General features: G+C 47.9%; 10 protein-coding genes. 5 read left to right on the forward strand and 5 right to left on the reverse strand.

The features are described 5' to 3' along the window. Nucleotide 1: 1 nt before the first annotated feature. Nucleotides 2-1,429, reverse strand: coding sequence for a pyridoxal phosphate-dependent decarboxylase family protein (locus tag G8759_RS07255; protein WP_167206571.1), 1,428 nt, complete (start codon nt 1,427-1,429; stop codon nt 2-4). A gap of 99 nt (nt 1,430-1,528) precedes the next feature. Between G8759_RS07255 and G8759_RS07260 the strand changes: the two genes are divergently transcribed. The 4 genes from G8759_RS07260 to G8759_RS07275 all read left to right on the forward strand — a co-directional run bounded on the left by G8759_RS07260 (nt 1,529) and on the right by G8759_RS07275 (nt 6,530). Next, nucleotides 1,529-2,938 (forward strand): aminotransferase-like domain-containing protein, encoded by a 1,410-nt coding sequence (locus tag G8759_RS07260; protein WP_167206573.1) that lies wholly within the window; start codon nt 1,529-1,531, stop codon nt 2,936-2,938. 118 nt (nt 2,939-3,056) lie between these two features. Beyond that, complete coding sequence (argS, locus tag G8759_RS07265; protein ID WP_167218785.1) at nt 3,057-4,856, forward strand: arginine--tRNA ligase; 1,800 nt, start codon at nt 3,057-3,059, stop codon at nt 4,854-4,856. A gap of 61 nt (nt 4,857-4,917) precedes the next feature. Continuing rightward, nucleotides 4,918-5,535, forward strand: a complete 618-nt coding sequence (locus G8759_RS07270) for a glutathione peroxidase (protein WP_167206575.1) — start codon at nt 4,918-4,920, stop codon at nt 5,533-5,535. A gap of 89 nt (nt 5,536-5,624) precedes the next feature. Next, entirely contained in the window at nt 5,625-6,530 is a 906-nt protein-coding gene (locus tag G8759_RS07275) for a 1,4-dihydroxy-2-naphthoate polyprenyltransferase (protein WP_167206577.1), read from the forward strand. 33 nt (nt 6,531-6,563) lie between these two features. On the opposite strand, the gene G8759_RS07280 is transcribed toward G8759_RS07275, so the two are convergent. Then, complete coding sequence (locus G8759_RS07280; RefSeq protein WP_232074160.1) at nt 6,564-6,965, reverse strand: hypothetical protein; 402 nt, start codon at nt 6,963-6,965, stop codon at nt 6,564-6,566. Between the two features lie 269 nt (nt 6,966-7,234). Further along, entirely contained in the window at nt 7,235-10,645 is a 3,411-nt protein-coding gene (gene ileS / locus G8759_RS07285) for an isoleucine--tRNA ligase (RefSeq protein WP_167218787.1), read from the reverse strand. 256 nt (nt 10,646-10,901) lie between these two features. Here ileS and G8759_RS07290 point away from each other — a divergent pair, with 256 nt between their 5' ends. Then, nucleotides 10,902-12,008 (forward strand): DUF2911 domain-containing protein, encoded by a 1,107-nt coding sequence (locus G8759_RS07290; protein ID WP_167206579.1) that lies wholly within the window; start codon nt 10,902-10,904, stop codon nt 12,006-12,008. A gap of 184 nt (nt 12,009-12,192) precedes the next feature. Here the strand turns inward: G8759_RS07290 and G8759_RS07295 are convergent, their stop codons facing one another. Next, the gene (locus tag G8759_RS07295; protein WP_167206581.1) at nt 12,193-12,744 is read right to left on the reverse strand and encodes an RNA polymerase sigma factor; all 552 of its coding nucleotides are present in this window, start codon (nt 12,742-12,744) and stop codon (nt 12,193-12,195) included. A gap of 397 nt (nt 12,745-13,141) precedes the next feature. Beyond that, nucleotides 13,142-13,693: an RNA polymerase sigma factor gene (locus tag G8759_RS07300; protein ID WP_167206583.1), complete on the reverse strand. Its 552-nt coding sequence runs from the start codon at nt 13,691-13,693 to the stop codon at nt 13,142-13,144. Nucleotides 13,694-13,824 lie beyond the last annotated feature (131 nt).

Raw genomic sequence — 13,824 nt, forward strand, 5'->3', positions numbered from 1 at the left:
ATTAATCTACGGGTTGGACTGCGTGCCAGGCCGTTAGTAGTTCATCAACCACGATCTGCACGTCAGCGTCAGTCGTTTGCCAATTGACAAAGGCTGCCCGCAAACACGGAATACCTTTGTAAGCGGTTGGCGTCAGAAATACACGCCCGCGTTGTTTCAGGTGGGTCAGGATGTCGTTCAGGCGGGTAGTGACGTCATTTGTCTGTCCCGCTTTGAGCGTAAAGCAAACGACATTCAGCCGGACGGGAGCAGCCAGCGAAAACGCAGTTGATTCGTCCAGTAGTCGCCCTAATTGCTGTGCTCGTACTATGCTGTTTTCGACCAGTGCCCGGTAACCATCGCGCCCGTAGGCCATGAGCGTAAACCAGGCGGGTAACGCTCTGAATCGCCGGGAGTTTTCGGGTACGAAATTTAGGTACGAGAAATTCTGCAAGGGATCGCCAAGATAGGGTGCACTGGCGTTTTTGAAGGTATCGCGTTGCAAATGTGCATGTTCGGCGCGTGTGAGAATAACGGCGCTATCATACGGTACATTTAGCCATTTATGGGCGTCGATGGTAATGCTGTCTGCCAGCTCCCAACCGTTGAGGAGGTGCGCATAAGCAGGCGAACAGGCCGCGAAACCACCAAATGCCGCATCGATATGCCACCAGAACCGGTACCGTTTTTTTAGATCGGCAATAAACGCCATGTCGTCGAAATCGACGGTGTCGACGGTGCCACCGCTACTGACCAGAATAAACGGTTCGCCTTTCAGTTCTTCAATGGCCGCTTCCAGTTCTGCCGGGTCAAGGGCTTCCCGGTTGGGAAGAGTAGCTACGAACCGAAGCGAATTCCGGCCAATTCCCAGCATCGCCAACGCTTTTACTGCCGATGAATGGGGGGTGGCTGCTAGCACAGTCACATCCTGACGGAGCCCTTCTGTGGCTATATCCAGTCCATACTCAGCACCGAACCACTGCCGGGCAACGGCCAGCCCCGTAAAATTAGACATCGTAGCACCGGTTACGAAACCGCCCATGAAAGCATCCGGCAGATTGAGGAGTTGCCTTAACAATCGGATGGTTTCCTGTTCCAGCAAAGCCGAACAATCGCCTGAACCCGGCGTAATCGACTGAGTATTCTGATCAAAGGCCGAAACCAGCCAGTCGCCCGCCAGTGCAGCCGGTGTTGTGCCTCCCGTAACGAAGCCAAGGTATCGTGGGCCAGCGGAAGCTGTCATTAATGGCTGATAATGTTCGGTGAACCAGCGCAACGGAAAAGTTGCTCCCTGGCCCATTTCGGGCAGATTTGCCGTTGGTATGTCGCTGGTTTTAGGTGATGTATGAATCGTTGAAAGATGCTGGATATGAGTCAACGTCAGTTGCTGAATCGCATCGAGCAATGATGATAAATTGACTAAATCGTTCTGAAAGGATGATACCGGCATAACTACTTGACATTTTCTACAAAAGTCCTGCTTCTTTCTTGAGCATAACAGATACAGTTTTGTTATTTTTGACCATATCAGATTGTAAAGATCGATCGAATGAATACAGCGTTTTTATACGTGTCAATTGCCGATAAAATTCGTCAGCTTATTGATACCCAGGTAATACGGGTAGGCGATAAACTGCCTTCCGTTCGCCGATTGAGCGAGGAGCATGGAGTAAGTCTTACCACAGCGTTTCAGGCTTATTATCATCTGGAAGCGCAGGGCTGGATTGAGGCCCGGCCAAAGTCAGGCTATTACGTCCGTTCCAAGCCGTCAAAAAGCTACGCATTACCCAGCGCGTCGCAGCCCGATGCCATCGTGCAGACACTAAGCAATGACGAACTGCTGACTCGTCTCTACAACCAGCCCGACGGGCCGCTACGCTTTGCTGCCGCCGTACCCGCACCTGATTTGTTGCCAGTCGCTAAACTACAGAAGGCAATGATTCATGCGTTGCGTACGGCTCCGGCCGGAGGAACAACGTATGAAGATGGGAAGGGTAATGCCGAATTACGTCAGCAAATTGCTCGTCTGGCCTTTGGAAGCGGGTCGGTCGTAACGCCCGATGAAGTGATCATCACCGCTGGCTGTATGGAAGCCGTAGTACTTTGTCTGCAAGCGGTTACCAGGCCGGGCGATACGGTAGCGGTCGAAAGTCCATCCTACTTTGCGTTTTTTCAGGCTTTCGAAAAAATGGGACTAAATGTACTTGAACTACCCGCAAATCCGACTACGGGTGTCGATCTCGACGTGCTGGAAACGGCCCTTCGGGCTGGCGTCGTGCAGGCCTGTTTACTAACACCGACATTTAGTAATCCGCTGGGCAGTTGTTTACTGAATACGGATCGGCAGCGACTGGTACAGATGATGGCCCGCTATCGGACACCACTCATTGAAGATGATGTCTACGGGGATCTATACTTTGGCAAAACGCGCCCCCGGACATGTTATAGCTTCGATACCGAAGGGTGGGTTATGCTATGCAGTTCATTTTCTAAATCGCTGGCACCCGGTTATCGCATCGGATGGATACTGCCAGGGCGGTCCGGTTCGGCAATAAATCGCCAGAAAGCGGTCTTTTCCCGTACCTGCCCAACACTTACACAGGCCGCATTAGCTCATTTTCTGGCCCATGGCCGCTACGATCATCATTTACGACAACTTCGACAAACCTTTCATTTGACGAGTTTACGTTATCAGCAAGCCATCAGTGCGTATTTTCCGGAGGGGACACGGTTTACTAATCCAGAGGGTGGTTTTGTGCTATGGGTTGAGCTACCTGATTTAATCGATACGGTTCAAATTAGCCAACAGGCGCTTCTGGAAGGTATTTCAGTTACTCCCGGCGCCGTTTTTACGGCTCAGCAACTCTATCAAAACTGCCTTCGTATCAGCTTTGGACAGCCGTTTAGCGCTGCCGTTGAGGAAGGCCTGAAACGACTCGGGAAGTTAGCGGGCAGGTAGGCATCTTGTTTTGATGCGATAAAAAAACAAATGCCTACGCCTGAGCTACATAACAGCCGAACTACATTTCGTACTTTTGCACCCGGAAAACCGCCCGTTCGTGCGGTTTCGCAAACCAATGGATATTCAGGAAGAAGTAAAGCATACCATTCAACGGGCCATTTCGGAGCTGTATCAACAGGATGCGGGCGAAATAGTACTCCAACCCACGAAGAAAGAATTTGAAGGACTTTATACGTTCGTGACGTTTCCGCTCACCAAAGCGCTTCGACAGGCTCCTGCCCAGATCGGACAGGCGATTGGTAGCTGGATAACGCAGAACAGTTCGATTGTCAGCGGTTTTAACGTTGTGCAGGGGTTCCTGAACCTCAGTATTGCCGATGCCGCCTGGGTTACCGTGCTGAATGACATTTCTGCTAACCCCGCTTTTGGCACATCAGCCCAGAAGGAACAATCGGTTATGGTTGAGTTTTCGTCGCCGAACACCAACAAGCCGCTGCACCTTGGGCACTTGCGTAATAATTTTCTGGGCGATTCGGTCAGCCGAATTCTGGCCGCCAACGGGTATACTGTTGCAAAAACCTGCATTGTCAACGACCGGGGTATTCACATCTGTAAGTCCATGCTGGCTTACAAGCTATTCAGTGCTGATGAGTCCGGCCATCGGGAAACCCCCGAGTCGACTGGCATGAAGGGCGATCACCTGATCGGGAAATATTATGTTCTCTTTGATAAGGCTTACAAAGCGCAGATAGAAGAGTTGGTAGGGCAGGGGATGCCCAAAGAAGAAGCCGAGAAAAAAGCCCCGCTGATGCTCGAAGTGCAGCAAATGCTGCGGCTATGGGAGCAGGGTGATCCTGAAACGGTAGCGCTCTGGAGCCAGCTGAACGCCTGGGTATATGAAGGCTTCGATGCTACTTACCAGAGTATCGGGGTTAGTTTCGATAAGACGTATTACGAGTCGAATACGTATCTGCTGGGGAAAGAAATTGTTGAAGAAGGGCTACAGAAGGGCGTGTTCTACCGTAAAGATGACGGTTCTGTCTGGATCGATCTGGCTGAGCAGGGACTGGATCAAAAGCTGGTTCTGCGCTCCGACGGTACATCGGTGTACATGACGCAGGATCTTGGCACAACCGACCTGAAATTTCAGGATTTCCATACTGATCGGCAGATCTGGGTTGTAGGCAATGAGCAGGATTATCATTTCAATGTACTATTTGCGATTTTGCATCGGTTAGGCCGGGATTATGCCGATGGGCTGTATCACCTGTCGTATGGCATGGTCGATTTGCCGACGGGTAAGATGAAGTCCCGCGAGGGTACGGTTGTCGATGCGGATGATCTCATTCAGGAGACCATCGATGCGGCTTCGGCTGCTGCCGATGAAGCGGCTAAAGGTAAACTCGATGAATTCAGTGACGATGAGAAAACGGCCCTTTTCAAGATGCTGGGGCTCGGTGCATTGAAGTATTATTTACTGAAAGTTGACCCGCAGAAACGGATGCAGTTCAATCCGGCTGAATCGGTTGATTTACATGGCAATACGGGACCTTATATCCAGTATGTACATGCCCGTATACGGTCGGTTTTGCGGAAAGCCAGTGATATGGGCGTTTCGCTGGAAGGAGCAGTTACAACAACTGAACTGGATGAAATTGAGCAGCAATTGGTGTTCCTGTTAAGCCAGTATCCACAGCGGGTGGCCGAAGCGGGCGATGCCTATGCGCCTTCCTATATTGCGCAGTATGTATATGAACTGGCGAAAACATTCAATCAGTTTTATGACAAACTGTCGATCCTGAAAGAAACGGATGCGGTTAAGCTGCACACACGTTTAATCCTTTCTAAATCAGTCGGTGAAACTATTCGTAAGGCAATGGGTTTATTGGGCATAGAGGTGCCTGAAAAAATGTAAATCCAATCCTTCAGGTTCAGCAAACATTTCCTTCCAAACTCTATACAACAACCAAATAACCATGAAAAAAACAGTAACTCTATTGGCAGTCGTTGCCGTAGCTTTTTTTGCAAGTAGTTTTATGTCTTTATCAACCCTCGTCAAAGGTATTTTCAGCGACAAACGTGAAGTAGCGGTCGCTCCGGCTAATGCCCCGGCCCCAACCAAAAGTCTTTATGATTTCACCGTAAAATCGCTTGATGGCAAGCCTGTTGCCCTGAGTGGATTTAAAGGCAAAAAGGTTGTGATTCTAAACGTAGCCTCGAAATGCGGCTTTACTCCACAGTACGCTGATTGGGAAAAGTTTTATAAAGAACACGGCGATAAGGTTGTCGTACTGGGTTTTCCAGCTAATAATTTTAAGAGTCAGGAGCCAGGTAGCAGCGAAGAAATTGCTGAGTTCTGTAAGAAAAATTACGGTGTTACATTCCCGATGTTCGAAAAAGTGTCGGTTCTGGGTGAGGATCAGGCTCCCTTGTACAAATGGCTTACTACCAAAGATTTGAATGGATGGAATGACAAGGTTCCAACCTGGAACTTCTGCAAATATGTTATCAATGAAAAAGGCGAACTAACTCACTTCTTTGCTTCTAAAGTGAAGCCAGAAGACGAAGAGTTTAAGAAAGCCATTGGCATGTAATGTAAAATGGGTAATGAACAATGGATAATGACAGGATTGGTTCATCGCCAGTCTGATCATTATCCATTGTTCATTTTATAGTGTTCAGTATGAAGCCTTGGATTGCTGCGGCTCGACCGCGCACGTTACCGCTGGCATTGGCCAGTATTATTCTGGGTAGTTTCCTGGCCGCCGGATCATCGGCAACTACCGGTCACTTTAGCTGGAAAATTGCCCTGCTGGCTGCGCTGACTACGATTTGCCTGCAAATTCTTTCCAATTTTGCCAACGATTATGGCGATGCTGTATCGGGCAAAGACACTGAGCTTCGGGTTGGACCGCGCCGGGCCGTTGCTACTGGAGACATTACCAAAGAAGCAATGATGCGGGGCATTATTGTAACGGCGGTATTGTCGTTGATTAGCGGTATCTGGCTGTTGATCGTATCCTTTTTTGATGCAGGACCAAAGCTGTTCTGGTTTTTTCTGGTTCTTGGTCTGCTCAGTATTGCGGCCGCTATTGGCTATACCAATGGGAAGCGTCCTTATGGCTATGCTGGTTTTGGCGATATTGCCGTTTTGATTTTCTTTGGCTGGGTAGGTGTATTGGGAACGTATTTTCTGCATACGTTATCGTTCAGTCCGATTCTGCTTCTGCCCGCTACCAGCGTTGGTTTGTTCGCTACGGGCGTGCTGAATATCAATAACATCCGTGATATAGAAACTGATACGCTGACCGGTAAACGTTCAATACCAGCGAGACTGGGTTTACAACTGGCTATCCGTTATCACTGGGGTCTACTGCTTACCGGTATGTTTTGTGCGCTGGCTTATTCCTTCTTGACCGATGCCACGTTATCGGGGTATAGCTATGTGCTTGCTTTTCCGTTATTTGTGCTGAACGGGCGGGCTGTTGCCACTCATAAGCGCCCGGCCGAGCTTAACGCCCGACTTGGTCAACTTGCCTTGTCAACCCTGCTGTTTGTGATTCTGTTTGGTATCAGTCAGGTGCTATAAGTATAACCGTTCAGAGGTTACAAACTCAAGCGGCTATTCGTTATCATTGGCCAGAACACGGTGCATTTTGAGCAGGTGACGCACTGGCCAGTCGGTATGATTATAGGTTTCAAACTGAGACCGTCTGACCGATAGCATGCGCTCGATTCGTCTACGCTCACTTTCGTGCATAATTGTCCACCGATTGGGCAACTCATGGAGAAGTTGATTCATTTGATGGCAGGCAGTTGTTGGCACATTGAAAAAAGCAGCTAATCGTTCTACTTCCGAGAGTTTCCAGAGATCGGGTTTTGCACGGCGATTACGCACAGCTCCGCTGCTAAGTCCGATAAGTATACTCAATTGTTCATCGTTAAGACGGCATTCACGAAGTCGCCACATGACGGATTGATAACTATTAACAAAGGATCGAAGTGTGTTTTGTAAAGATTCCATCAAGGCTGTGTTGTGATTTAGAAGATGAACAAGCAGACTACCTCGCTTAGCCGAAATCGGCTGCCAGAATAGACGATTAGGTCTTTTACTATCCCTTACAAGTTTCGTGCCGACTGTCTATTTACTAGGACTTTATGTAACATTCATTATCAGCTGTAACAGAAAGCACTGCTGTTATACCCCAGGACCGATAAACTAAAAAGGTCGCCCTTACGTAAGGCGACCTTTTTAGTTTATGAATAACCGTATTTGTCCTGTTAGTTAACTGCTTACGCACGCTCGACTTTAACCCGTAGCTGAAATTCATCCATCTCAATTTCTGCCGCCGTAGATTCCGTTGCTGAACCGTTCAGATCACCAACCAGATCAAGCGAAACCGCCTGAACTTCCTGCTGAATATACTCCCGGTTGGCTTCGATAGCAGTGGCCAGCAGGTCGTCGTTCCGCTCCAGTGAAATTCGGATCTTGTCGGTAACCGAGAAGTCGCGATCTTTCCGGAGGTTCTGAATCCGGTTTACAAAATCGCGGGCAATACCTTCCTGACGCAGTTCGTCAGTTACCGTTACGTCCAGCGCAACGGTCAGCCCGCCTTCGCTGGCTACGAGCCACCCCGGAATGTCTTCCGTCAGAATTTCGACATCCGACAGTGCAATCGTACCAGCCGCCAATTGCCAGGTACCAACAGCTTCTAATTCCTTTAGTTCGTCATCAGTCATGGCTGAAATAGCAGCCGCAACATCCTTCATCTGTTTGCCAAATTTTGGACCGAGGGCTTTAAAATTTGGCTTTACTTTCTTTTTCAGAATACCACTGGCATCGTCCACAAATTCAACGGCTTTCACGTTTACCTCCGACATAATAATCGGGGCAACGTGTTCTATTTGTCGGCGTGTATCCGTACTAAGCACGGGGATAAGCACCCGGCTCAGTGGTTGGCGAACTTTCAGTTTATGGCCTTTCCGCAATGAGTGAACCAGCGACGAGGTATCCTGAGCCAATTCCATCGATGTTTCCAGTTCGGTATCGATCAAGGATCGTTCGGCCACCGGAAAGTCGGTCAGGTGTACGGATTTGTCTCCTCCGGTTAGATTACGATAGAGCCAGTCCGCATAAAATGGCGCAATGGGCGACATGAGCTGCGATACAGTTGTCAGACATTCGTGCAGTGTTTCGTAAGCTGCGCGCTTATCGATCGTCATTTCGCCTTGCCAGAACCGCCGACGCGACAGACGAACGTACCAGTTCGACAACTGATCGTTCACAAAATCCTGAACGGCACGACCCGCTTTGGTCGGGTTATAACTATCGAACTGTTGTTCAACTTCCAGAATCAGCGATTGTAGTTTCGATAGAATCCAGCGGTCGAGTTCGGGGCGTTCAGCTACCGGAACTGTTCGGCCATCGAAATGAAACGCATCAAGATTGGCATAGAGCGCGAAGAAATTGTAGGTATTCGACAGCGTACCGAATAATTTTCGTTGCACTTCCCCAATACCTTCCGTATTGAACTTAAGGTTATCCCAGGGCTCGGCATTCGTGATCATGTACCAGCGCGTGGCATCGGCACCATATTGTGCCAGTGTCGCGAATGGATCGACAGCGTTGCCGAGTCGTTTCGACATTTTGTTGCCGTTTTTGTCGAGCACCAGACCCGTTGATACCACATTTTTGAACGCTACCGAATCGAACAGCATCCCCGCAATGGCATGAAGCGTGAAGAACCAGCCGCGCGTCTGGTCAACGCCTTCCGAGATAAAATCAGCCGGAAATGCCTTTTGGAATACATCCTGATTCTCAAAGGGATAGTGCCACTGGGCATACGGCATCGCCCCCGAATCGAACCAGACATCGATCAGGTCAGACTCCCGCTGCATGACTCGGCCCGATTCTGAAACGAAATAAACCTCATCGACGTAAGGTCGGTGCAGGTCAAAATCTCCGCCCGAAAGTTTTTCCAGAAAAGCACCATTTTTTATCCGTTGGTCATCCGTTAATGCATCGCTCCACTGTGCTTTTTGAACATGTTTTTTTAGTTCATCGACTGACCCAACGCATACTTCTTCACCTGTTTCGCTGCGCCAGATAGGCAACGGCGTTCCCCAGAACCGGCTTCTGCTGAGGTTCCAGTCGACGAGGTTTTCGAGCCAGTTGCCAAAACGCCCAGTGCCCGTACTTTCGGGTTGCCAGTTTATGGTTTTATTCAGTTCAACCAACCGGTCTTTCTTGGCCGTCGTGCGGATAAACCAGCTATCGAGCGGATAATACAGGATCGGCTTGTCGGTTCGCCAGCAGTGCGGGTAAGGGTGTTCGTATTTCTCGACCCGAAAGGCTTTATTTTCTTCTTTGAGCTTGATGGCAATCAGTACATCGGTTGGCTTGAAATCCGGATCGGCCCGTTCTTCATCGGAGTAATATTCCTCCTTCACATAGCGTCCGGCAAAATCCGTGATCTCGTCCACAAACAGGCCGTGCTTATCTACAATGGGGACATCTTTTCCGGTTTCATCCTTCACCATGATGGGTGGTATACCGGCAGCCTGGGCAACCCGGAAGTCATCGGCACCAAATGTGGGCGACGTATGCACGATACCGGTACCATCTTCGGTGGTAACGAAATCGCCAAGAATCACTCTGAATGCAGGGATTTCCGGTGTGACGTAAGGCATGAGCTGTTCGTACTCAATGCCTTCGAGATGCTCGCCTTTAAACTCAGAAACGATTGTCCAGGGAGCTATTTTATCGGTCGGCAGATACGCATCGAAAGCGGGATTGTTGACCGTTTCGACCTGCCCTTTTTCGTTAAGCCAGCGCCCGACCAGGTTTTTTGCCATCACCACATGCACCATGAGGTGTGTGTATGGGTTGAAGGTTTTTACCAGCACATAGTCGATGTTCGCGCCAACGGTGAGAGCGGAGTTGGCAGGTAATGTCCAGGGCGTGGTGGTCCAGGCGAGTATATACACGTCGGCATCGGCAGAATCGAAGAAAAGGAACCCTGATTTGCCGTTGGGTTTCACCTTAAACTGGGCTACAATGGTTGTATCGCGAACATCCTTGTAGGTGCCCGGCATGTTCAACTCGTGTGAGCTTAGGCCTGTACCAGCTTTGGGTGAATAGGGCTGAATGGTATAGCCTTTGTAGAGCAGATTCTGGTCGTATAACTGCTTCAACAAATACCACACGGATTCGATGTATTCGTTTTTATAGGTGACATATGGATTGTCGAGGTCAACCCAATAGCCCATTTTCTGGGTCAGATCGTTCCATTGGTCAGTAAAGCGCATGACCGTTTCGCGGCACTTGCGGTTGTACTCTTCAACGCTGATGCCGCCTTCTGATTCGGGCCTGCCGATGTGGTCTTTAGTAATGCCGAGTTCTTTTTCGACCTGTAACTCAATAGGCAGGCCGTGGGTATCCCATCCGCCCTTACGCTCGACCTGAAAGCCCTGCAGGGTTTTATACCGACAAAAAATATCTTTAATCGTGCGGGCCATTACGTGGTGAATACCCGGCGTTCCGTTGGCCGACGGCGGGCCTTCATAGAACGTAAACGTTGGCTTCCCTTCGCGAATAGCGATGGATTGCTCGAAAACCTGATTCTGGTTCCAATACGTTAAAACCTCGGCCGCGATCTTCGCGTAATCAAGGGACTCATATTGCTGATACTTCACGCCTGGAATAATCGTATTGCACAAGTCGTCCCGAATCGAAATGCAGGTGGCCCATGCGGTTAAAAAATGAGTGCAAAGATATGGAAATAGACTGGGGCACGAAAGCCGAAAGTCTAACCCGGTCAGGAGAAATAGTCTTATACCTTTTATCAACACAGAAGCCCGTCCATACGGTTCACTTTGCCTGTCCGGTTGGGTGATAAGTATTTTTACTCTTAGTCGATTATGTAGTTTACCACCTCCTATCTAATTAAGTATCAGTACCATGAAAAAAACAAGTTTACTGATAAGCTCGCTGTGTCTTTGGTCATTGTCGACGATGGCACAGCTTACGTTTCCGCCCGATGGTGGTAATAAAAAAGCGTTAGTTTCTGAACGCATTGGTATTACGGATGTTACCGTCAATTACAACCGCCCGGCAGTGAAAGGCCGCGAAGACAAAATCTGGGGGCAGCTGGTGCATTACGGTTTTAAGGATTTGGCTTTCGGTACCAGTAAAGAAGCGCCCTGGCGGGCTGGTGCCAATGAAAACACGACGATTTCGTTCAGTACGGATGTTGCCATCGAGGGTAAGCCATTAGCTGCCGGGACGTATGGACTGATGATGGCCGTTCAGGAAAATGACGTAACGGTTATTTTTTCGAAAAATGCCAGTTCGTGGGGTAGCTACTTCTATGATCCCAAAGAAGATGTACTTCGGGTGACGGTCAAGCCAGCCAAAAACCAACCCTTAGTAGAACGCCTTAAGTTTGAATTTGCCGACGAAACCGATAGTTCGGCAGTTGTGTCGTTGCTTTGGGAGAAATGGGTTATTCCATTTAAAGTATCCGTCAATCTGGTTCAGACCCAGCTCGCTTCGCTGCGGAATGAGTTGCGAAGCGAAAAAGGATTTCGGGCGGAGGCCTACCAACAGGCGGCTGCTTACTGCGCCGATCACAATACCAATCTTGACGAAGCACTGCGCTGGGCCGACTATTCCATCGCTGGTCAGTTTGTGGGCGAAAAGAATTTCAATACACTTCGTACGAAAGCTCGTTTGCTGACTATGCTGAATCGAGGTGCGGAGGCCGATGAACTGATGAAAGAAGCGCTACCGCTGGCCAGCATGCAAGAGTCGTATCAATACGGTCGGCAACTGATCGGCCAGAAAAAGGCCAAAGAAGCTCTGGAACTGTTTCAGGGGCTGGCTAAAAAGTATCCAAACGTGTTCATGACGAACATGGGGCTAATGCGCGGCTACTCGGCGGCTGGTGATTATAAGCAGGCTACAGATTGGGGTAAAAAAGCCTTGGCTCTGGCACCGGATGCCGCTAATAAAGCCAACGTTGAACGTTTATTGCTGCAGCTTGGGCAGGGCAAAGATGTGAATTAAAGCGGGTACGCAGCCGAAGGCAAGTTCCGCTAAAAGCAGAAAGATCGTGTAGCGTGCACTAACGCTACACGGACTTCAACCCAGGAAGACAAAAATACGATCCGATAGCCATCATAAAGTTGATTGATTATCGGATCGTAAATGATGTAATCAGTTGAATAAGTGGTTGATAAGGATAGATTAATCAGCTGCGATGTTGTTTTTGGTATAAACGATAAATTCGATCACGGCTGCGTTTAAGCCGCATTTTAATAGTGCTGGCTTTAATATTATAAAGACTGGCCAGTTCATCAATGCTCATACCGTCTTCATACTTAAGCCGTAACAGGGTCGTTTCTTCCGACGACAGTCGTTCTACCACCTGCTGCACTAATTGGATAGCCTCATCGCGCAGAGAGGTTTCGTCGGTCTCTGGTAGGTCATATTCCGAACTTTCACCAAGCGTAATGGTATTGATTCGTTTGGCCAGTCGAAGCTGATCCAGGCAGTAATTATATGCAATTGAATAGAGCCAGGTTGAGAAACGGGCGCGTTCCTGAAATGCACTTAATTTGTCAAATACCTTCAGAAATATATCGTGGGTAAAATCTTCGGCTTTGACTGAGTCCTGGGTTAGTGATAAACAGCGACGGTATACTTTGTTGACGTAGCGATTATAAAGTGTCTCAAAACAGTGATTTGGTTGTGAAGGTAAATAAACGCGAATCATCTCCTCATCCGATAGCAACTTAGTCATGGGCTACTTTGGGTTAGTTTAACAAGCGTTTGCCAATCTGGGTGCGTACGTAATTCGCTTCATTTTAGATTTATTATATCTAATATGTTCAACAAATACTTTATATTAGTATGTTTTTATTTCGTAAATAAATCGAATACTATATTTTGTGTAATTAATTGTAGGTATATATATTGATATAATTAATAAAAAATATATATGAATAATTTCTATTGATATTATTAAGTAAAATTACTTAGTCGCGAGAGGGTCCGGTTGCATAGAATAGGGCAAAAACAAAAAGCCCAATCAGTACGATTGGGCTTAGAGTAACTTTTGGCTAGTAGAGGTTTTGGTATTTAGAATAAAACCTCCTGATTCGGTCACCTGAAATTTTCGAAAAATTTTCTGGCATCAATTAGCTGTTGTACTGCTGCTCATAGAGCCGATGAATCTTGTCGCGAATACGTTTAAGTCGCATCTTAACCGCACTGGCTTTAAGGTCATATAAATCAGCAATTTCATCGATGCTCATGCTATCTTCATACTTCAGTCGAAGAAGTTCTGTTTCCTCTTTGGACAACGTATCCATAGCCCGCTTTACCATGTGGAGCGTTTCTTCACGGAGTGCAGACTCTTGAATATCAGGCATATCAAGATCGTCGTCGTCGCTAATGGTGACTGTGTTTATTCGCTTGGAAATGCGAATTTGATCGAGGCAGTAATTGTACGCGATCGAATAGAGCCAGGTTGAGAAACGGGCGCGTTCCTGAAAATTATCTAATTTATCGAACACCTTCAGAAAGATGTCGTGGGTAAAATCTTCGGCTTTGGCAGAATCCTGAGTGAGCGATAAGCAGCGCCGATAAACTTTATTAACGTATCGCGTATAGAGTGTTTCGAAACACTGATTTGGCTGATTGGGTAAGTATAAGCGAATTATATTCTCGTCAGTTAATGAAGTATGCATAATACTCTATGGGCGCAGTTCAGGTTGTATTTATTTATTCTAAATAATGATGGAGATCGTTATTAATTGTTAGACTGAATAGCGTTAATTAAGACACGAAAAATATATTAAATGGTAGATGCGTAAACATA

It is taken from the genome of Spirosoma aureum (assembly GCF_011604685.1).
GTDB classification, from domain to species: domain Bacteria; phylum Bacteroidota; class Bacteroidia; order Cytophagales; family Spirosomataceae; genus Spirosoma; species Spirosoma aureum.